General features: G+C 36.3%; 20 protein-coding genes and 2 tRNA genes. 13 read left to right on the forward strand and 9 right to left on the reverse strand.

What is annotated here, in order from left to right:
• Positions 1-25: 25 nt before the first annotated feature.
• Together JUD45_RS01195 and JUD45_RS01200 are read right to left on the reverse strand one after the other, a co-directional pair.
• A complete protein-coding gene (locus JUD45_RS01195; RefSeq protein ID WP_203619496.1) occupies positions 26-721 on the reverse strand; it encodes a GPP34 family phosphoprotein in 696 nt (231 codons plus the stop codon).
• Between the two features lie 39 nt (positions 722-760).
• Positions 761-1,471, reverse strand: coding sequence for a glycerophosphodiester phosphodiesterase family protein (locus JUD45_RS01200; protein WP_203619497.1), 711 nt, complete (start codon positions 1,469-1,471; stop codon positions 761-763).
• Between the two features lie 116 nt (positions 1,472-1,587).
• On the opposite strand from JUD45_RS01200, the gene JUD45_RS01205 reads away from it, so the two are divergent.
• The 4 genes from JUD45_RS01205 to JUD45_RS01220 all read left to right on the forward strand — a co-directional run bounded on the left by JUD45_RS01205 (position 1,588) and on the right by JUD45_RS01220 (position 3,946).
• Positions 1,588-2,076: a hypothetical protein gene (locus JUD45_RS01205; protein ID WP_203619498.1), complete on the forward strand. Its 489-nt coding sequence runs from the start codon at positions 1,588-1,590 to the stop codon at positions 2,074-2,076.
• A gap of 71 nt (positions 2,077-2,147) precedes the next feature.
• Positions 2,148-2,429 (forward strand): ArsR/SmtB family transcription factor, encoded by a 282-nt coding sequence (locus JUD45_RS01210; protein WP_176589783.1) that lies wholly within the window; start codon positions 2,148-2,150, stop codon positions 2,427-2,429.
• A 91-nt stretch (positions 2,430-2,520) separates the two neighbouring features.
• On the forward strand, positions 2,521-3,414 hold the full coding sequence (locus tag JUD45_RS01215) for a metal ABC transporter solute-binding protein, Zn/Mn family (protein ID WP_203619499.1): 894 nt from the start codon (positions 2,521-2,523) through the stop codon (positions 3,412-3,414).
• Positions 3,415-3,490: 76 nt separating this feature from the next.
• Positions 3,491-3,946 carry a hypothetical protein gene (locus JUD45_RS01220; RefSeq protein WP_034534941.1) on the forward strand — a complete coding sequence of 152 codons (456 nt, stop codon included), beginning with the start codon at positions 3,491-3,493 and terminating at the stop codon, positions 3,944-3,946.
• A 39-nt stretch (positions 3,947-3,985) separates the two neighbouring features.
• Here JUD45_RS01220 and JUD45_RS01225 read toward each other — a convergent pair whose 3' ends face one another.
• From JUD45_RS01225 to JUD45_RS01240, 4 genes are all read right to left on the reverse strand, one after another.
• A complete protein-coding gene (locus JUD45_RS01225) occupies positions 3,986-4,681 on the reverse strand; it encodes an ABC transporter ATP-binding protein (protein ID WP_138727190.1) in 696 nt (231 codons plus the stop codon).
• Positions 4,681-5,748 (reverse strand): ABC transporter permease, encoded by a 1,068-nt coding sequence (locus tag JUD45_RS01230; protein ID WP_138727191.1) that lies wholly within the window; start codon positions 5,746-5,748, stop codon positions 4,681-4,683. The genes JUD45_RS01225 and JUD45_RS01230 overlap by 1 nt, the downstream gene beginning before the upstream one ends.
• 11 nt (positions 5,749-5,759) lie before the next feature.
• Complete coding sequence (locus tag JUD45_RS01235; protein ID WP_054483934.1) at positions 5,760-6,347, reverse strand: TetR/AcrR family transcriptional regulator; 588 nt, start codon at positions 6,345-6,347, stop codon at positions 5,760-5,762.
• 122 nt (positions 6,348-6,469) lie between these two features.
• On the reverse strand, positions 6,470-7,831 hold the full coding sequence (locus JUD45_RS01240) for an FAD-dependent oxidoreductase (protein WP_138727192.1): 1,362 nt from the start codon (positions 7,829-7,831) through the stop codon (positions 6,470-6,472).
• Positions 7,832-8,230: 399 nt separating this feature from the next.
• Between JUD45_RS01240 and JUD45_RS01245 the strand changes: the two genes are divergently transcribed.
• From JUD45_RS01245 to JUD45_RS01255, 3 genes are all read left to right on the forward strand, one after another.
• Positions 8,231-8,977 carry an SGNH/GDSL hydrolase family protein gene (locus JUD45_RS01245; RefSeq protein WP_138727193.1) on the forward strand — a complete coding sequence of 249 codons (747 nt, stop codon included), beginning with the start codon at positions 8,231-8,233 and terminating at the stop codon, positions 8,975-8,977.
• A gap of 330 nt (positions 8,978-9,307) precedes the next feature.
• Positions 9,308-9,379 (forward strand) — tRNA-Asn (locus JUD45_RS01250).
• Positions 9,380-9,427: 48 nt separating this feature from the next.
• A tRNA-Asn gene (locus JUD45_RS01255) sits at positions 9,428-9,499 on the forward strand.
• A 181-nt stretch (positions 9,500-9,680) separates the two neighbouring features.
• Here the strand turns inward: JUD45_RS01255 and JUD45_RS01260 are convergent.
• Entirely contained in the window at positions 9,681-10,649 is a 969-nt protein-coding gene (locus JUD45_RS01260; protein ID WP_138727194.1) for a GH25 family lysozyme, read from the reverse strand.
• 225 nt (positions 10,650-10,874) lie between these two features.
• On the opposite strand from JUD45_RS01260, the gene JUD45_RS01265 reads away from it, so the two are divergent.
• The gene (locus JUD45_RS01265) at positions 10,875-12,788 is read left to right on the forward strand and encodes an ABC transporter ATP-binding protein/permease (RefSeq protein WP_138727195.1); all 1,914 of its coding nucleotides are present in this window, start codon (positions 10,875-10,877) and stop codon (positions 12,786-12,788) included.
• Between the two features lie 57 nt (positions 12,789-12,845).
• Here JUD45_RS01265 and JUD45_RS01270 read toward each other — a convergent pair whose 3' ends face one another.
• Positions 12,846-13,400 carry a TetR/AcrR family transcriptional regulator gene (locus tag JUD45_RS01270; RefSeq protein ID WP_187155767.1) on the reverse strand — a complete coding sequence of 185 codons (555 nt, stop codon included), beginning with the start codon at positions 13,398-13,400 and terminating at the stop codon, positions 12,846-12,848.
• Positions 13,401-13,802: 402 nt separating this feature from the next.
• Here JUD45_RS01270 and JUD45_RS01275 point away from each other — a divergent pair, with 402 nt between their 5' ends.
• The 5 genes from JUD45_RS01275 to JUD45_RS01295 all read left to right on the forward strand — a co-directional run bounded on the left by JUD45_RS01275 (position 13,803) and on the right by JUD45_RS01295 (position 18,053).
• Positions 13,803-14,669, forward strand: a complete 867-nt coding sequence (locus JUD45_RS01275) for a mechanosensitive ion channel family protein (protein WP_138727197.1) — start codon at positions 13,803-13,805, stop codon at positions 14,667-14,669.
• 65 nt (positions 14,670-14,734) lie between these two features.
• The gene (locus JUD45_RS01280; protein WP_138727198.1) at positions 14,735-15,607 is read left to right on the forward strand and encodes a mechanosensitive ion channel family protein; all 873 of its coding nucleotides are present in this window, start codon (positions 14,735-14,737) and stop codon (positions 15,605-15,607) included.
• 159 nt (positions 15,608-15,766) lie between these two features.
• The gene (locus JUD45_RS01285; protein WP_034531334.1) at positions 15,767-16,468 is read left to right on the forward strand and encodes an amino acid ABC transporter permease; all 702 of its coding nucleotides are present in this window, start codon (positions 15,767-15,769) and stop codon (positions 16,466-16,468) included.
• 14 nt (positions 16,469-16,482) lie between these two features.
• Entirely contained in the window at positions 16,483-17,226 is a 744-nt protein-coding gene (locus JUD45_RS01290) for an amino acid ABC transporter ATP-binding protein (RefSeq protein ID WP_054483939.1), read from the forward strand.
• Between the two features lie 14 nt (positions 17,227-17,240).
• Positions 17,241-18,053, forward strand: a complete 813-nt coding sequence (locus JUD45_RS01295) for a transporter substrate-binding domain-containing protein (RefSeq protein WP_138727199.1) — start codon at positions 17,241-17,243, stop codon at positions 18,051-18,053.
• A gap of 107 nt (positions 18,054-18,160) precedes the next feature.
• Here the strand turns inward: JUD45_RS01295 and JUD45_RS01300 are convergent, their stop codons facing one another.
• A complete protein-coding gene (locus JUD45_RS01300) occupies positions 18,161-21,175 on the reverse strand; it encodes a mucin-binding protein (protein WP_203619500.1) in 3,015 nt (1,004 codons plus the stop codon).
• Positions 21,176-21,796: the final 621 nt, after the last annotated feature.

Here is a 21,796-nt window from a genome sequence, read left to right on the forward strand (position 1 = left end):
AGACTCAGCAATCGCTGAGTCTTTTTTATATTGTGCTTGTCTTTGTTTTGGTCATGTATGAGGCTGGTTGTTCTTTGGCTACCAAAGTAGCAACATTTCTCATATGTTCACCAAAAGTATCGATTAATTCTTGAATATGATTGTATTCAGGATGTTCAGATAGTCGCTTTAATCTTGTGCAAATCACACGACGTTCACGACTCTTAAAGCATAGCTTTAATTGACGACTAACGGTTAGCATCTTAGCTAAGCAATAAACGTTAACTGTCATTGGCGCTGAACCCATCATTTGATCATAAATCGCATCAATGATTTCTTGGTTAGTTTGGTTCTTTGGTACAAAGGTTCTTACCTTGTGTACTAAGCCCTTCTTCTTTTCCAAGACGTGGCCACCTTCATAGAACTGTTCGCCTAACGCCATGTAAGTGTGTTTCATTACATCAATGTTTTGCAAAAGTTTTGCCATGATTGTATCCACGTCTTCATTCTTATTACGAATAATCAAATCCATAAAAGAGTTCAAGAAGTATAACTTGTGTGGTAAATTGTCGATTATCTCGATTCGCTTATCTTCACCTAATTTAATTACCCCTGCAGCCGCTAAGTCTAACAAACAGCTGTCTACTAAATAAGCACGTAGACGAACATTTTTTAGCATTACGCGGCTATCTTTGGACTTACTTGTAATTAAAAAATACATTTCAGCAGTTGTAAGTGCCATAATATAGCCTCCATGAGTAGAATAAAAGTATTCTAACACTTATTTATCTTTTTTGTTACCTTTTTTTCTTTCGACTTCGTCTCTAATTTTAATTGCACGTTCAAAATTGTTGGTAAACACACCAGCGACGTTACGTTTCATAATAAAACGTAATCGTAAATTGCCGTTAACGGTCCAAATGCGTTCTTTATCTTCAATATCAGGTTGGTAAAAACGAAGGTGTAATGCATCTAAGTGATTAGCAGCCATGAATTCCTTTGGATTATCGACACGATTACCGGTTAAAAACGCGAATTTAGCATCGTGAGTAATGGTTTGCGCAATCTTAATCGATGATAAATTAAATGATGAATATATGATTGGATGAAGTAATTCATATTCATCCACCATTTTAATGACGATTTCTTCAATGTTCTTGTAGTGAATCTTATTGGTCTTGAATTCTAAGTTAACGTGAACATCCCTGCCCTCAACTAATTCTAAGACTTCTTGTAACTTTGGAATTGGTTCGTAATTAGATAATGAAAAACGTGATAGTTCTTCATATGTATAATCCTTTACGAATCCTCTACCATCAGTTGTACGATCAATTCGTTCATCATGAATCACAACGGGGACATTATCTTTAGTTAAATGAACATCAAATTCTAACCCTTCAATATGATTATGCAGTGCATAACGAAATCCTTGTAGTGAATTTTCTGGATATAAATCTGGTACACCGCGATGACCATAAATTACAGTTTTCATTTGAAAGCCCCCCTCATTTTTCTTTTCCCTAATCAATAATAATGCTATTTTTTTATTTTGCAACCAAAGTTTATATAAATGTTACAATAAACTTATCCAAAGATAAGAGGTGTGCCATGATTTACGCAATTATTAGTTTTTCAGCCAGTTACATAATGTTTGTCTTTTGCCTATTTCAAGGTGTTTTAGACATGTCTGGACAAATTAACGAACTACATAAAGCAGAACACTCTGCCAAAAAATATCATCCAATGAGAGCAGGATTATGGATGATTCCACCACTTAAAATTATGCTGGAACGTAATCGTTTGAAAAAGATTTTATTGAACGCTAAATCAGATACCGACATCAAAAAGTTCAGGGTTTTTTACAACGTTTCTAACCAATCGACTGCATGGGCCTATATTTCATTTGCTTGCATGCTAGACTCGATTGTTTCGATAAAAACGTTATTTGATGCCTTTAGATGGCACCTATCAATTCCCGTCTTTATCCTTTTATCACTTCTTATTATCATTATTGGGTATGCACAGGTAATGTATCGTGTATCCGATGACCGCAAAGAAAAAATTGGGGCCAAAATTAATCGACTAAAAAAGCAATAATTGCGTGATGTCGTTTTGTTTTTATGCCATTTAACGTTATAATTTAAATATCACAACTCGCGGAGGAAATTATGATCATAAACGACAAAAAACTACATATGATTACCAAAGCTTTAGATAATTCACTTCGAATTAAGATTTTGTATTATTTAGAAGCCAACAATCAAAGTAATGTGTCCAACTTAATGAATTACTTTGAAACTTCCCAACCAAACATCTCTCGCCATTTGAAGATATTAGCGGATGCTAACCTTGTTTACAGCGAAAAGGATGGCCAGGAAAGAATCTATCAATTAAGTGATAACCACGTTTCTCAACTATTAGGAACTTTGAAAACCCATATTAATGATTAAAAAACATCATTCTTGACATATGCCGAATTTAGATATATAACTATATTTGTTATATAACAGAATTCGGTATATTTTTATTTGGAGGCAAACAATGAAAAAATTTAAAGTAGTCGGTCTAATTGCTTTTATCAGCATGTTCTTAGTTGTTCTTGCTGGTTGTTCTTCTACCAAGGCAAATGACCCCAAGAAAAGCATCAACGTTACTTCTTCAGTGAACTTCTACGGTGAAGTTGCTAAGAACGTATTGGGTAAATACGGTAAAGTGACATCAATCATCGACAACCCAAACATCGATCCACACGATTTTAACCCATCTAGTTCAGACGCTAAAAACGTTTATAAAGCTAACCTAGTTATTTACAACGGTCTAGGATATGATTCATGGGCTCAAAAACTAGCCAGCAGCAACAATGATGTTGATTCAATCAACGTCGGTAGTCTAATGGGTAAAAAGACTGGTGACAATCCACACATCTGGTACAACGTTGCCACAATGGAAAAACTAGCTAACACCCTAGCAGACAAGTTCGCTAAGCTACAACCAAAACACAAGAAACAATTCGAAGCTAACGCTAAGGCATACATTGAAAAACTAAAGGTTTTAAACACTCAGCTTGATGACATCAAGAAAAACAAGATGAGCAAACCAGTCGCAGTTTCAGAACCCGTTTTCGATTACTCACTAGCAAACATGGGTTACAAGGTATCTGACACTTCATTTGAAGAAGCAACTGAAAAGGACAACGATCCAAGTCCAAAATCAATTCGTTCACTTCAAGAAGACATCAAGAACCACAAGCTTTCATTCTTCGTTGTTAACAAGCAAGTTAACAGCAAGACCGTTAACAACCTAGTAAAGCTAGCTAAGGAAAACAACCTACCAATCGTCTACGTGACTGAAACTAAGCCAAGTAATGAACCTAACTACATTTCATGGATGCAAAACCAATACAAAGAAATTCAAGCAATCCAAAAAACTAAATAATTTGAAGTAAAAAACAGAAAATATTAGTATATAATATAGTTAGAAAATATATTTGGACGAAGGAGTTTGAACCATTATGGCAATTGCACTAGTAAATGAAATGTTTAACGAATTTAACGATCCTGACTTAAGTTACAAGGATTCCAGAGATGGATACACTGAATGGTTTAAATTATCATTTCTAGTGGATGACGGTTACCACAAGTTCGAAGATGGTAAGCGCAAATTCATTCCCAAATATGACGAAGAATTACAAGAAGTGATGAGTAACTTCTTGAACAAGTACCAAAAGGAATTCGAATCATCATTCATCAACGAAAAGGAATTCGAAGTTCTAGATCGTACCAAGGAAATTGTGAAAGACTTAAAGCAAACCCTTGAAAAAGAATTCTTAATCGAAGACAAGATTAGCTTGTTTAGTATCGATTTAGTCGGTAGTTGGCAAGCATTCAAGAGTTCTGGTTCTTCCAAACTTGAACAACGTTTCTACAGCGACATCACTAACCACGTTGAAAAGAAACACCAAAAATAATCAAAAAAGCAGCTAAGAATATTTCTTAGCTGCTTTTTTCTATACTAATTCTGCATTATTTACATCAATAAATTGACCCTTACCATCGACGATGCGATAGTTCTTATCTACATACTTCAATAATCTGGCATCGTGAGTAATGATGATAACCGTCTTGTTTTCACGGTGTGCTAAGTCTTGTAGCATTTGCATCGACTTAACGGCCATGTTTCCATCCAGGGCAGCGGTTGGTTCATCTGCCAAGATGATATCTGGATTGGTGTATAGCGCACGCAAAATTGCGACACGTTGTTGTTGTCCACCAGATAATTCATCGGGATAGTTGTTCATTAGGTCATCAATTTTTAGTGCTTGAGCCCACTTTGAGAATGTTTCTGTGTCAATGTTTGCACTCTTCTTCACCTTATCGGCTAGTCTGAATTGATCAGATACCTTTAGGTAAGGCAATAGATTGTAGGCTTGAAGAATGAAACCGATATGTTCCAATCTAAACTTACTTTGTTCTTTTTTACTCATATTGCCGTAGTCACTACCGTCGATATTAATATCTCCGGATGTGGCAGAAAGAATGCCACCCAAAATCTTCATGAAGGTACTCTTCCCTGAACCAGAAGGTCCGGTAATGGCAATCACTTCACCTGAGTCGGCGGAGAAATTGATATCTTCAAGAGCAGTAGTGGCGGCCATCTTGTCGCCAAAAACTTTGTTGATGTTAGTTAATTCAATTTTTCTCATTATGAACCTCCCATTGCTTTGGCTGGATCAATCTTTGCGACGGTGCGCATTGGAATTAATCCACCAATAATCGACATCACAATTACCATCACAGCAACCGCACCCATCAATGTTATATCGAAGGTCATTGGTACTGCTGCCGGCATTGAAATGGCAGTTAAGAAAGTTAATAATCCACTGACTGCCACTCCGACAATCGCTAGGATTAACGCGTTTGAAACCACGTTCATGGCTAGATATCCGTTTGATACCCCTTGCACCTTTAACACGGCAAAGTATGGAATCTTTTGCATGGTTAAGACGTATAAGAAGATTGAGATTACCACTAAGGTAATTAATAGTAGAAACGCAATCATGAATTCAAAGGTGCTGTTTTGGGCACTGTATCCAGGAATATCTTGGATGAAGTCTTCGATGTTCATGATTTGAGTTCCAGCAACCTCCTTTTTGACGTCGCTTCGATAAATCATGGCACTAATGGTATGGTTCACGTCAGTACCAAATTTTTCGGTTTGCACGGCATCGTTAGTAGCATAAATTACAGGTGCCACATTCAATTGATTGTTCTTAACGGTTCCGACAATCTTAAAGACGTGACCGTTTCTGCTGAACTTCACTTTTTCACCCAAGTGATAGCCGTCTGTTTCTAATAGACTTTGGTCGACTACGACTTCATTATCCTTGGTCAACTTGTGACCATTGACGATTTTTAAGTCACGGTAGATGAATTGATTCTTATTCAAACCAATTACTTGTGAGCCCACCTTGTTACCTTCAGAAACAGTTTGCACGTTGGCACTCATTTGAGTGATGTCGGCGCGCTTGTCCGCACTGGCCTTTTTGGCTTGTTGTGCAGTAATAGTAGATTGATCCAATGAACCATTGGCATCAGAATTTAAAACAATTTTTTCAGCATTCCATGAATCGATTGCTTGACGATTAGCTTCGCTTAGACCGTTAGCTAATGCGGTTAAAATGAAAATCAAGTATGCAATCATCACGATTACTAAACAAATTAGACTGTATCTAAATTTGCTCTTCTTAATTTCGCGAAGTGATAAAAACACGATGGTCCCTCCTAGTTAACTAAACCCTTATTAATTAGTTTTAACAAATCAGAAAAATCTGATAGCGCTTGTTTATCGTCGCCACCGTTCAATACAGTTCGAATGGTTTGATGAGCTGCTCGACTCGCCCACTTGTATGTCAAAACGATTGTTTTTCTATCAGCAATCTTTTGACCGTTAACCATCAAAATTAGTTTGTCATCAGGTAGATTATTGTAATCATATTCGACGTGCTTTAATTCGTATTGGTTAAATAGGACGTATTGACGATAAAACTGTTCGTAATCAGAATTTTCCAATTCATTGATAAAAGACTCAGTTGCCACATAAAAAGCATGAAGTGAATCAGTTGGTTCTGCCTTCAACTGTGCGAATACATCAAAATGAATCTCTCTTAAAACCCTCTTTAAAGCGTATTGATAACTATCATTAATATCATCGAAGTACTTGTAGAAAGAACCGCGCGCGATTGAACAATCTTTAATAATTCTCGCTACTTGTGCATCCATTAAACGATGATTTGAGAATTCGTTAATCAACGCATTGAAAATTTGGTTTTGCTTGTCTTCATTTAAATTTAAAAAAGTTTGTGTAGGCATTCGTAACTACTCCTTTTTTATGGTGACATTGTGTCATTTTTGAATATATTACTTTTATAGTGACACCGTGTCAACTAATTAGTATTAAAAAACACTGAAAAATTTCAGCGTCTTTTTTATTCTTACTTGTTGATCTTTCTGACAGCAGCTTGTGCAGCTTCGTTCATGATGTTCCAAGGACGATCAAATCCAGGTTGGAAGAAGAAGTCAGCGTATGCTAAGTCGTATACAGTTGCATGTTGTTGAATAGCAAATGAGATAGTGTTGATGTTTGCAGTAACATCTCTAGTTGACATGATTTGGCCACCTAAGATACGACCATCAGTTGGGTCAAAAGTAATCTTGAAGTAAACCTTAGCGTTTCCAGCTTCTTCTGATACGAATGGAGGAACTGCCCAGTCTTCAATTAGTACTGATTCAGCACCCTTAACACCACATTTTTCTTGGGTGTCTTGTTTAACACCAGTTGAAGCAAAGTGGTAGTTGAATACTGATAGTGCTGATGAACCTGAAACGGCAGTCATCTTTAATTCTCTTCCAGCAGCGTTAGCAGCGGCAGTACGTCCTTGACGACGAGCGTTTGATGCTAAAGCGATTGATGATAATTCACCAGTTGGTGCGTATGGAACCTTAGTTGCGTCACCTACGGCGTAAATATCTTTAACGCTAGTTTCTTGGTGTTCGTCAATCTTGATACGGCCACGTTCGTCTAGTTCTAATAGACCATCTACTAATGAAGTGTTTGGAATAACACCGGCAGTTTCAACAACTAATTCAGCATCGAAAGTACCTTGATCAGTCTTAACGCCTGAAACCTTACCGTCTTTTCCAACGAATTCAGCAACGTTTACGCTACCAACGAAGTTAACGCCGTTTTCCTTGAATTCTTGAGTTAGCTTTTCAGTGAATTCTGAATCTAGGTAGTTACCTAATAGACGAGGATTGTGGTCTACGATAGTAACTTCCTTACCTGCTTTAGCAAATGCTTCAGCAGCTTCGATTCCAATGTAACCTGAACCGATAACAAAAACATGTTTTAGGTCAGGATCTACCATTTTTTGTTTTAGTTTGATTGCCCAGTCACGGCCACGCATTGCGTATAGGTTTTCTAAGTCCTTACCAGGAACGTCTAAACGACGAGGAGTAGCACCAATAGCTAGGATTAGCTTATCGTAGCCTTCATCACGTTCTGAACCATCAGCTAAGTTCTTAACATGAACTGACTTGTTCTTTTCATCAATACTTGCGATTTCTTGTTGTACAAATACATGTACACCATCTTTTTCAGCGTTGTCTACAGTTTCGTAAGCAACTGTGTTTACATCCTTAACAGTACCTTCTAGGTATAATTCCATACCACATGATAAAAATGAGATGAAGTTTCCTCTTTCATACCATTGGATTTCTGCGTCAGGGTTTTCTAAAAGCATTCCACGAACGGCTTCATATCCACCGTGTGAAGAACCAACTACGATAACTTTCATTAGTGTGTGGCCTCCTAATAATTTTTAATTAATATTTTTATAACTTTACTTTGTGATAAATATCACATTTAATTTACAAGAGTTATTTTACCTTTTGTGCGATTATATAGCAAGCAATATTAGTAAAAAAGTGAAAAAAAGATGAAATATTTTCGATTAAGATTAACAATTCCCCATTTTAAGAGGAGGAACGGCTATAAATCAGACTTTTTTTAATGTTTTTTCTAATATTATTGGTAAAAACATAGTTTGAAAGATCATTAGAATGATATTTTAATCACAAAGTTAGGTACACAAATGTTTAAATATTGATTAAGTTTACTTCGATTAATTGTAGTGACTATCAAATGCTAGTAAAATTGAGTTAATAAATAAAAAATCTATGAGGGGTTAATTACAATGAAATACGGGTTGATTAAAACTGCATTATTCACTGCAGCCGGCGCTGCGCTTGTAAAGTTATCAAAGAAAAGCATTGATATTAGAAGAGCTAACAGCGAAATCTATCAACCTTCTAGAGATTTCTTTGTAGATGACAATCTAAACGGTAAAAAAATCGTTTTCCTTGGCTCCTCTGTGACGGCTGGACTTGCTGCTAAAGGAATCTCATTTGTAGACTTTTTAAGAGTCGAACATGGTGTTCATGCAATCAAAGAGGCGGTTAGTGGAACCACATTAGCAGATATTAACGAAAAATCTTACATTAGCAGAATGAAAAAGAACTTAAATTTTGATTCTCACTATGATTTATTCGCCTGCCAATTATCTACCAATGATCAAAGAAATGGTGTTGAAATGGGACGAATCAGTAAATCATATAATGCTGAAGATTTCGATACTCAGACCACAATCGGTGCGGTTGAATACATAGCCGCTACCGTTCAAGATACTTGGGATTGCCCATTAGTCTTTTATACATGTCTAAGAAAACCCGAACCTGAATACGAATTCCTACGAGATAAGTTATTTGAATTACAAAGAAAATGGCACTTCGCAATCATTGATATTTGGAACAACAAGGCATTAAAGAAAATGAATGAAGAAAACCCTTGTTTCATGTTAGATGATACTCATCCAACATGTGCTGGATATCGTTATGGTTGGACCCCCATTTTTGTTAAAGAATTAGATCAAATGTTAGAATAATTAAAAAAGTCCACAGTGAAAAACATTGTTATATCAACCGTTCATTGTGGGCTTTTTCTTTTTATTAATTTTTAATGAAAAAACAGTTGCATTCTTTTAATAATGGTGTATTATTATAAACAACGACAGAGATATGATAACTACATAAGCAAATCGTTAGATTAACGGTTTTACAAGGTTTGTAAGGTGCTTTCGTTAAAAATTATCGTTGTCATTTGATATATTTAATAGAAAAACATTTCACATTTTTCTCTCATTTAAATATCACATGCAGACATATTTATGCTCTTTTGAGTAGTTGGATTAAATTCCAAGCACATATTTCATTCTTGCTCTATGGTTCAATGGTAGAACGGCGCACTGTTAATGCGAAGGTTACTGGTTCGAGTCCAGTTAGAGCAGTTGAGTGGAACGCTACTCATTAAAAAAGATAATTTTTCACCTCATTTTTGCTCCGTGGTTCAATGGTAGAATAGCGCACTGTTAATGCGATGGTTGCTGGTTCGAGTCCAGCCGGAGCAGTTGGGAGAAATCCCAAGTTAGCTTTATCCCAATGTTAACTAATAAAGCAAATTGCTTTTCCATATTTTTATTCATAATTATCTATAATTCCACATAATAAGAAGACTTAGCCCTTTGACTAGGTTTTTTTATTTGTTTTAAGATCAAAAAAAGTGATAGTCTAAATGACTATCGCTTTTTATTATGCTCTGTATTTCTTATGATGTTTCTTTTTGTGATGAACCTTTTTTACAACCTTTTTAACGTGTTTCTTCTTGTGATGAGTCACCTTTTTAACATGCTTTTTGGCTTTCTTAACATATTTTTTAACAGCTTTTTTCTTTGCAGTTGTCTTCTTAACTTTTGCCTTTTTCGCATTCGCAGCTAATTTAACAACATTAGCAGTCTGAGCTTTAGGTGTGGCAGCAGGTTGAACAGTAGTATTGCCTTGTTTGTTTTGAACATTTTGGTCATTGTTTACCACAGTTCCTAAGAACCATGATTCTTGTTGACGTAATTTACTTGCATCAACCTTCTTCTTTAGTGCTGAAGAATAATGACGATCAGTATATTGCCACAATACGTGAGCAACTGATGGTTCGTTCTTAGTATAAGAAGCTAACCAGTATCCATCGTATTTACTTAGTGCTTTTGAAGCATATGTTTGCATAAAGCTTAAGTATGAGTAGAAAAGAATCTTTCTAGATCCAACTAATGGACGAAGAGTTGCTACCCACTTAGCTGTTGCTGCATTTGAATGCTTACGACTAATTGAAGCAGATTCAAAATCGTTTACATAAAACTTAGCATTTGGTGCTCTGTTATATAAGTCACGAGCTTCTTTGGCAGCAGATGCTGATGAATTATATCTACTAAATGAGTAAACACCATAAGGCACGTTGTATTTTTCAAGCAATGCCTTGTTGTGGTTAAATGTTTTATCACTGTAACTTGATCCATATTGAACTCTAAGAATTGCAAAAGGAACTTCTTTACTTAAATTTTGGGCTTTTTGGTTTGTTAGACGACCTTGCCATTCTGACAAGTCATATACGTTTTTACTACTTGCGTCTGCATGTGTATTGATGCTTCCGACTGCTCCAACCCCTGTTGTTAAAGCAAGTGAAGCGACCATTGTCATCAATATTGATTTAAAACTAAACTTAATCAATATAACTCACTCCTATTTCTCTAAATGAATCTTTGATTTGCATTATAGACGCCGAATGTTTCAAGAATGATATAGTAATATTACAAAGTATGACAATTTATAATTTTTCGCAATTTTTCTCTCAAAATGCAACACTTTCTTTCATTTTAATGATTGTTTTTAGAAAAATCCCGCATATAATAGTCAATACAAATTAATTAAAGAAAAAAACAAGGAGTGAAAATAATGTCATTCTTAGAATTAAAAAACATTCAAAAATCATACTACCTAGGAAAGGACGAATTCAAAGTCCTAAAAGGAATTGATTTATCATTCGAAAAAGGCGAAATGGTATCAATCCTTGGTGAATCAGGTGGTGGTAAGTCTACATTAATGAACATCATTGGTGGATTAGACAGTAAATACGAAGGTGACGTTTTACTAAACGGAAGTTCATTAAAGCATGATACTGACAAGCAACTAGATGAATATCGTCGTAAGACAATTGGTTTCATTTTCCAAAGTTTCAATCTGATCAGTCACTTAACTATTTTAGATAACGTATTAGTTCCACTTGAAATGACTACCCTTTCAAAAAAGGAACAAGTTGCACGTGCTAAAGAATTACTTGCTAAAGTTGGTTTAAGCGATCACATCCACAAGTATCCTAACCAATTATCTGGAGGTCAAAAGCAACGTGTTTCTATCGCCCGTGCTTTGGCTGGTGACCCAGAAATGCTAATTGCCGATGAACCAACTGGTGCATTGGATCCAGAAAACACAACTGAAATTCTACAAATCTTGGATAACATTGCTAAGGAAGGAAAATTAGTCCTAACTGTTACCCACTCTCAAAAGGTTGCTGATTACGGTACTCGTATCGTTCACATGACTGATGGTCGTATCGACGAAGACAGAACTCTTCGCGACAAGTACGCAGAAAGTGACGCACCAGCACTAGAATCAAAATCACTATCATTTAAGTCAATCGTTAAGATGACTTGGGATAACATCAAATACAACTCAAAACGTAACTTATTAATTATCTTCGGTGGATTAATCGGTATCTTCTCCGTTGTATTCATGTTAGGTCTTGGAAACGGTGTTAGAGGATACATTAACCACGAAATTTACTCTCAAGTAAATCCGAACAGCATTCAAATTTCCCATAAAAATACCAATGACCATTCACCTTTTACAAATAATGATGTAAAACGACTAGAAGATGTTAAGGGTGTTAAATCTGTAGAACGTGCTTTTGCTTCAACTGGTATTCAAATGAAGTCCGGTAACAATACTGCCCAATCTTCATACATGACTACTAGTTTGGCTACTATTAATGAAGATAACATCAAACATGGTACAACTCCTAAAGACGGAGAAATCTTAATTAACACTGCTGCTGCTAAGGCATTAGACAAAAAGAACCCTAACTCAATGGTTGGTAAGGAAATCCAAGTTACATTCACCGCATCAAAGAATGGTACTCCATTCCCTGTAACTGAAAACCTAAAAATTTCAGGTGTCATTGATTCACAAAGCCCACTTACCATTATCAACTACGATACTGTTAAAGAAGCTTTAGCAAACAATGGAATCACAATTAAACCTAACTTCTTAAATGTAAACATCAAGGGTGGCGTTAACAACGTTAACCCGGTTCAAAACCGCATCAAAGCAATTAAAGTTAATGATAAGAAAGCATACAGCATCCAAGGTGCTGGTGCGATTGTATCAACTCTAAACACTTACATTAATCTTGCAGTATACGTATTAGCTGCCATTGCTGGTATTTCACTATTAGTATCAGCAATCATGATTATCGTTGTCCTATACATTAGTGTTGCTGAAAGAACTAAGGAAATTGGTATTCTACGTGCCTTAGGTGCTACTAAGGGTAACATCAGAATGCTATTCGTTAGCCAATCACTATTCCTAGGAATCTTCTCATCAGTATCAGCTGTCGTTATTTCATACCTAATTCAATTAGGTATTAACTCAGCTGTTCACGGATTGATTGAATACTCAATCATCCAAATCTCTGTTGGTAACGCCATCTTCGGTATCGTAGTTGCCGTTATCATCAACCTACTAGCTTCAATTCTCCCTTCAAACAAGGGTGCTAAACTAGATCCAATCGAAAGTTTAAGCGCAGAATAACTAGTAATTATCCTTCCCCTAATAAAAAACACGCTATGAAATTCATAGCGTGTTTTTTTAGTATTCTCGATGCATCAAGAAATCATAGACGTAGTCCTTATCATATTGATCAAAATGATGAACCCAAAATGTAACGACCCCCATTGCGGTAGATGAGTTATATGCCGCAAAGAGTTTGCGTTTCTTTTCATCCATCTTATCAGTAAACACTTCTGTAGTAGAGGCCACCATTTGATTAAAGAAGGCAATTAGTTTCAAGGTAAAACGAATGTCACCCTTTTCACTTAATAATAATTCTAGAATGGGTTGATTTTCTTCAATTACAGTCAAAAATTTATAAACAAACTTACCGGCTGCGGTGTTGATGTGTTCCAACTCACTGCTTTTCAATTCAACATTAGCTTCTTTAATGTCGGTAATGACACGATCTTCGATACTATCAATCAAATCCGGTTTATCAATATAGTGACGATAAAAAGTACTTCTATTAATGTTTGCGGCCTTAATAATATCACTAACCGTTACGTCAGCGATTCCCTTGGTCTTTGCGACTTTGATTAACGCGCCCTCAATTTTATCTCTGGTAAGTTGGCGCTTGTGTTCATATTTCACTGTTAATTCCTCCATAAAGTTATTCATCATTTAAATATGTATGATTGGTGTTATGATTAACTTATTAAATAGAAAAGAGATGCGTAACATGTATAAATTCGGTCTAATGAGTGGACTTATCGTCTTCTTGATAGCTGTAATGGCTGCTATCACACTCGTATTTGTTATCGGTAGAAAAATCTATTTACACAAAGCCATCAAAGTAAACATAATATTTTTGATACTGACATTAATCATTAGCATCGCCACCTATGGCATGGACAAATCGTTCATTAACTTTATTCTAACACCGATGTAAGCCGCAATAGATTAACATTTTCTTAAGTTAAACCGTTTAGCTGTTATATGATTAAAACTGATGTTACGATATTAGATGTGATAATTGTTTAAGGAGTGAACTATATGCTAAAGGTTGCAACCAACCCTAGTTTCATAACAAGATATTTTCAAAGTTTTAATTGGGACGAAATCCTACATAATTTAACAAATATTGTAATCGATATCGTATTGATTTCAATCTTTTTCTTAATCTTAAAGGGAATTGGTAAACGTGTAATTAACCATCTATTTAAGAACTACGCCAAGAGAGAACGTGGTATTCCTGAAAACAGATTGAAGACTCTACACTCATTATCAGTTAACTCATACATGTACATCCTAGTATTCTTCTGGATTTACTCTGTACTAACTTTTATTGGTGTACCAATTGGAACACTACTTGCTGGTGCTGGTCTATTCTCAGTTGCCATTGGTTTAGGTGCCCAAGGATTAGCCAGTGATATCATCAATGGTTTCTTCATTCTATTTGAAAAACAAATTAGCATTGGAGACTACGTTACCATCGGAGACGTCACCGGTACTGTTTCTGAAATCGGTCTTAGAACCACTAAGATTAGAAGTAACAACGATGCCTTAAACTTCATCCCTAACAGATATATTACTAACATCTGTAACATGTCTAAGGAACGCATGAAGGCAGATATCGACATTCGCGTTAACCCAGATACCCCTATCACTGAAGTTATTAACATTATGAAAGACATTAATGCTAAGAACATTCCAAGCACCGAAGGAATCATTGGTGATCCAGATATCCTAGGTACCGTTGATATGGGTGATGGAACAATTGCCGTTAAGGAATTCATTCCAACTACGGACGAAGCAAGATTTGATGTTCAATTCAAATTCTTACAACTATACCTTGAAGCCATTACCGCAGCTGGTATTAAGTTACCAAACAACAAGGTAATCGCCGACATTTCAAAATAAAGTTTCAACGCCCGTTTTGGGGCGTTTTTTACTATCATATATAAATACGAAAGGAAGTCATTATTATGTTTAGTTTAGCTGCAAAAAATCCAAGTATTCTAAAGCAATATGTAGATAGTTTTAAGTGGAGCGATATGCTTCATAATCTAACTTTTGCCGTGATTGATATTCTTTTAATTTCTATTTTCTTCCTTATTATTAAGTTAATTGGTCAAATTATCATCAACCGCCTATTCGGCAGATACCTCCAAAAACAAAAGAAGATTAGTCCCAAACGTGAAGGTACTTTGAAATCAATTTCTGCCAACACGTACAATTACATCTTAATCTTCTTCTGGTTATACTCAATTCTAAGCATCATCGGCATTCCAGTTGGTTCACTTCTAGCCGGTGCCGGTCTTGTAACCGTTGCTTTAGGTTTGGGTGCCCAAGGACTAGCAAACGACATCATCACTGGTTTCTTCATTCTATTCGAACACCAAATCGATGTCGGTGACTTCGTCGTATTAGACACCATCACAGGTACAGTATCTGAAATCGGTCTTCGTTCAACTCAAATTCGTGGTGTCGATGACTCACTTAACTTTGTCCCTAACAGATACATCACCAATATCTGTAACATGTCCAAGGATCGTCTTAAGGCTGAAATTAACATTCGTGTTAATCCTGACAGTCCAATCCAACAAATCATTGATATCGTTAAAGACGTTAACGCTAAGAACATTCCAAACACCCAAGGAATTATCGACGAACCTCAATTATTAGGAACAGTCGATTTAGGTGACGGAACAATTGCCGTAAAGGAATGGATTCCATGTACCGACACCGAAAAGTTCAACGTGCAATTCAAGTTCCTACAATTATATCTTGAAGCAATCAAGAATGCTGGAATTATCCTACCAAACAACAAACTAATCACACCAATCCCACAAAAATAGTCATTATATAGGTATGTTTTTTTAATTTTTTATAAAACATACCTATTTTAGATTAATTTGTGTACTAATTATTTGTAACTAAATGTAAATAGTGTAAAATGGTGGTTGGATTAAATTACGTATTTCCATAATTATTGTAAAAAACAAAGGAGAAGAGATATGAGCGCATGGGATATCATTCGTGATGCGACTCCTCAATTGGTCTCGGCATGTATTGCTTACACGATTCCAATTGCAATCGTATCATTTATCATTGGTTTAACTATCGCCGTAATAACTGCTTTAGTTAAAATCTCACATCGTGGTGGCCTATTCAATATTGTAAAAGCATTCTTTTACTTCTACGTATGGCTATTCAGAAGTACACCACTATTGGTTCAATTATTCATCGTATTCTTTGGCCTTCCATACCTAAGAATCGCTGGAATTCTACCAGATGGGATCAGATTAACACCAGTTGTTGCTGGTATTATTACTTTCTCATTGAACACTGGTGCTTACGCTTCAGAAACCATTCGTGGTGCCATCCTATCAATTCCAGATGGTCAATGGGAAGCTGCCTACTCACTAGGCATGACCAAACGCAAGGTATTATGGAGAATTATCTTGCCACAAGCTAGTCGTGTGTCACTACCACCTTTATCCAATGAGTTTATTGGTTTGGTTAAGGATACTTCACTAGCTGCTTCAATTACTATCGTTGAAATGTTTGAAGTCAGTCAACAAATTGCGGCTGAAAACTATCAACCATTAATTATGTACATTCTGGTAGCTGCAATCTATGCAGTCATCTGTAGTGTTCTTACAATCTTACAAAGTTACCTAGAAAAACGAGTTTCTCGTTATTCTGTAAGCAACTAGAAAGGAGTACGTTAATGATTAATTTAAAAAACGTATCTAAAACATTTGGCAAACAACATGCATTAGATAATATCTCCCTTCAATTTCCTAAGAACAAGACCTCAGTGATTGTCGGACCTTCTGGTTCTGGTAAATCAACTCTACTTAGATCTTTAAACCTTTTGGAAACACCAGAAACTGGTGAATACGAATTCAATGATGAAAAGATTGATTTCTCAAAGAAATTAAGTTCAAAAACCATTCTAAACATTCGTAGAAAGACTAGTATGGTATTCCAAAGTTTTAACCTATTCCCTCACCTAACAGTTCTAAAAAACGTTATGGAAGGACAAGTACAAGTTCTAAACAAGAGTAAAGAAGAAGCCAAGGAAGTTGCCGAAAAACTTTTGGATAAAGTTGGAATGCTAGACAAAGCCGACTCATACCCAAGTCAACTATCAGGTGGACAAGCTCAACGTGTTGCGATTGCTAGATCGTTAGCAATGCATCCCGAATACATCCTATTGGATGAACCAACCAGCGCCTTGGATCCTGAAATTGAACTAGAAGTTCTAAAAGTGTTATTAGATTTAGCCAAAGAAAAACAATCATTAGTTATTGTTACCCATAATCTTACTTTTGCTCAACGCGTTGCCGACAAGATTGTCTTCATTGAAGATGGTAAAGTTGGTTTCGATGGTGACACAAAGGACTTCTTTGAATCAGATGATCAAAGAATCAAAGATTTTCTTGCAGCAATGACCCTACAAAACATTTAAGGAGATTCAATATCATGAAATTTAACAAATTATTCAAGTCTCTAGCAGTTACTTTAGCCGTATTCGGTACTGGTGCTATCTTAGCTTCATGTGGTAACAGCTCAAGCTCAAAGAACTACAAGTCAGAAGTAACTAGCAGTGGTAAGTTAACCATCGGTCTAGAAGGTACTTACGCACCTTACTCATACAGAAAAGATGGTAAGCTACAAGGTTTCGAAGTTGATTTAGCTAAGGATGTTGCTAAGAAGTTAGGTCTAAAAGCTAATTTTGTTGAAACTAAGTGGGACAGTTTAATTGCTGGTCTAGGTAGCAACAGATACGATGCTGTTATGAACAACATGACTGTTACTCCACAAAGAGAAAAGCTATACTCATTCTCTGACCCATACGCTTACTCATACTACACATTAATCACTAAGAGTGACAGCAAGATGATGAGCATCAATGACATCAAGGGTATGAACATTGTTGACGGTGCTGGTACTGATAACGCCGTTGTTGCTAAGAAGTTTGGTGCTAACGTTTCATCAACTCCTGACAACTCAACTGGTTACCAATTAATTCAACAAGGTCGTGCTGATGGTACTGTTAACTCAGTTCCTGCATGGAAGTACTTTGCAAAGCACAACTCAACTAAGGGTCTAAAAGAAATTGATGTTCCAACTAAGCTACAAGCTCCAGCTGAAACTTCAATCATGTTAAACAAGAACTCAAAAGCTCTAACTAAGAAGATTAACCAAGCACTAGCTGAACTACGTAAAGATGGTACTATGAAGAAACTTTCAATGAAGTACTTCGGTTCAGACATCACTACTAAGAACAACTAATCTTCATAATAGATACAAAAAAGCACTCATTATTGAGTGCTTTTTTTATTGGTTTAAATGTTATTAAGACAATAAAAAAGGCCCCGGCTAGCGGAGTCTTTTTGTTATTACTTGCGTCTTCTTCTTGATCCGAAGAATACTAGTCCTAGTGCCATTGCGATTAATGCCGCACCAATAGCAACAAGTATATTTTCATGTGTTTGATCACCAGTTTGAAGTAAACGGTTTGCTTCTTTGTTAGCAGAAGTATTAGTTGCCTTGTTTTCTACTGAAAGTGTTCCACCATTGTTCTTGTGGTTTTCAACAGTTGGTGTTGAAGCTTCATGCTTATCAGCAGCTGGCTTACCATTGTTGTTACCATGACTTGGAGTTGATGAGTTTGGTACAACTACATGGCTTGAAGCTGAGCTTTCCGCACTGCTACTATCGGCAGATGAACTTGCAGCACTGCTGCTTTGTGATGCTTCACTTGAAGCTGCTGAGATATCGGAAGCACTTGAGCTTGGAGTTTCAATCTTCTTGTATGCGACAGTATCTACAATACCATCGTCACCACCAGAAATTGTTCCAGAAACAGTTGATTGAGATGGGTTTACTAGTTCATATCCATCAATCTTTGGACTGTCTACTGAGTATGATTGCGAAGCTGGTGTGTATCCTTTGTCATCCCAAACAGTTTCACCAGTTTGGTCATTCTTCTTGCCAGCTTGGGTGAATTCAAGGTCTTTACTGTAAGGATCATGAATTGCTTGCTTAGTTTCTTCGTCGATGTAGTTAATTGTAACGTTACCCTTAGTGGTTCTGGTTACATCTGACATTGGCTTGTATAAGAATGATAAATAAATTACTCTTGGTCCATCACTTAATGGAGCTGATACTTTATGGTCTTTTTGACTTTTACTAATTAGGTAATAGCCTGGAATATTTGGAGCTGTAAAGGAAACGGTTTGACTATCTGGAGTGAAATTACCCCATGTGACATTACCAGTCTTTTGGTTCTTAGTACCAGTTCTAGTAAATGTCACATTCTTAGTTTCTTGGTATCCATCAATTGGAGCTGATTCAGTAGATGTTCCGACTTTTCCAGTTGTAGTAATCGTCTTAGTTTTATCTCTTGGAATAGCAATAACTGGCACTGTGTTAGTGCTTGTTACTTGTTCAGTTGGATCCATTAAAACAGTTCTAGTTACATCGTTACCTAATGGAGCTAATGTTCCGGAAACGTTGCTGCTATCTTCTGGGACGTAGCCATCAATAGTAGGAACGGTGAAGTTATAAGTACCATCACCGCTTACGTTCGACCAGTTACCCCATGTGATTAGGTTGTCTCTAGTATCCTTAACACCGGTAGCCTTGAACACTGATGAACCAGTGTCGGTCTTTAGAACCTTGCCAGTTATTGAATCAACGTAGTTAACTGTTGCGGTTCTAGTAACCTTTTGGTCAGGTACTGAAACGTATGGATTAATCACAGTAAGTGTTGCTTGAGCACTGTGTGAATCAGCAGATGTGTAAGTTAAATGAAGTTGTTGTGATGATTGTTGAGCAACCTTGATAGTGCCACCTTCGCTAACATTACCGTCATTGGTAATATCAACAGTAGCGTTATCTAGTTTTTCGTATCCGGCTGGTTGACCATCAACAGTCTTGTAGACGTTAACACCATCTTTTAGGTTTTCTGCTTTATATACATAAGTTCCATCTGGTTGAGTGTAGGCAGTTTGGTTTGGAGCAACTACCCATGAACTACCGTAGTCATCAGTTACAGGAACGATTTGGTAGTTCAAGTCACCGATTGGTAAACTTAGTTCTTCGGAAGTACCTTCCTTGTAGTAACTACCGTAACCTCTAATGAAGTATTTTGATGATAGATCAGTGTATGGTCTGTATGCTACAAAGTCCACGAAGTCCTTGTTGTATGCTGACTTAGAAAAGTCTGCGTAAACAGCACCATTACCGTCAACACCAAATGATACCCCTGGTTTGTCAGAAACATCTTCGAAAGTCTTACCATCTTTTGATGCGTATAGTTTTAGATTCTTTAGATCAAAACTATTTCCATCGGTAAATGAAATTCTAGCACCAGAGTAACCAGAAATATTACCCTTGTTGAATTCACCAGTTGCTACGAAGTATGGTTTACCTTCTGCATTAGTGTACGCAGGTGCGTAGTGAGCTACGTTGTTATTGTCAGTAGTAACATAGTTACTCTTCGTATTGCTCTTTGGATAGTCAGCTACATCATCTGGATAATCCTTGGAAAGATATGGTTGAACGTATCCAGGAGTTTCAGCACTGTTGTAGATAACGTCATCGTCTTCCTTCTTAGTGTTTGGAATGATTGATAGTTGGCCACCTTCAACAGTAACGTTTTGATCGCTTTCACCAGGTAATTGTAGTGATGAAGTAATGTTTACGTTCACTGGATCTGGGTTAGTTTCATGTTCTTCAGTATCTCCATTCCAGTTGTACTTAGGTCCATCGACAACTAATGAAAGGTTCATGTTAACTGTTCCTGGGTAGAAATCCTTCTTAGTAGTTAATGTGATGGTGTTGCCGGAGATGCTGTCATCAAAGTTATTTTGACTTGAATACTTTGAATATACTGAGTATGAGAATACACCCTTCAAACTAGTTTGTTCTGGGGTATTCACATTAATCTTAATTTGAGTTCCCTTAGGAATTACTCGTCCTAGATTATCATTGTTGTTCAATGCAATCGCATAGTTGATTGATGAGTTCTTCTTAATGTTGGTAGTTTGTGAACCCAAGTTACTAATAGTGGCACTTACGGCACTTTGTGGTGCTGTATAGTCACCTGATTTATCTGAATTATTGTTTGTAGTTTGGCTTGCACTGCTTGATTGGCTTGAGCCATTGCTTTGTAAAGCAGATGAACTATTGTTGTTATCCGCAGCTGAACTGGTTGTGCTTGCTGATGATGGTGCAGCACTTGCTTGGGTAGATTCATCCGCATGCGCAACGATTCCAGTTGGTAGTACGTTTGAAGTTTGAGATACCACGAATCCGGTACCTAATAAAGCAACTGAGGTCATACCGATTACGACCCAATTCTTTTTGACCTTATGTAAGATCTTTTTTGCTTTTACTTCTTTGTTCATAATATTCACTCCTTTTATCTAAAATTCATTAAGTATTTTAGGTTAAAAAGATTGTGAAAACAGCCTTTATAAGCTTAAGTTTGCTATGATAAATTTAAAATTTTATTGGAGTATTTACGCGTTTTGGAATTTTTTTTACCCCTTTTATCACACGTATATAAAAACACCTACTTTCCTTTGAAGTAGGTGTTTTTGTTTTTATACAATTTGGTTTTCTAGAATCCATTATCTAACTTACTAAATATTGTCATCAATGCCCTCTATAGCTAAATCTTGTGATAAATGTTGGTAGATTATTTGTTCAAAATGGACGCATTTCCAAAAGTTTGGCTAATTACTGGAATTGGATACAAATCCAATTAAGTAAAAATTCTTACTTTATTCTTCCTTTTGATACATTGTGAGTAAATGAAACTAGTACTTCTAAGCACTCCAAAAGCTTATCACACTGGCTATCCGGTCTGTTTTATAACGATAAATTATGTTAGAATAACAATTACCGCATAATTACTTATTAGAATAGGGGCTGAAAAATTATTCTTTTTATTTTAATTTATATTCTAGATATTTTCATAGCAATTAAAGGCTTAAAACAAAAAAAGACTATTAAGCAACTTGAAA

It is taken from the genome of Apilactobacillus nanyangensis (assembly GCF_016861915.1).
In the GTDB taxonomy this organism is placed as follows: Bacteria; Bacillota; Bacilli; order Lactobacillales; family Lactobacillaceae; genus Apilactobacillus; species Apilactobacillus nanyangensis.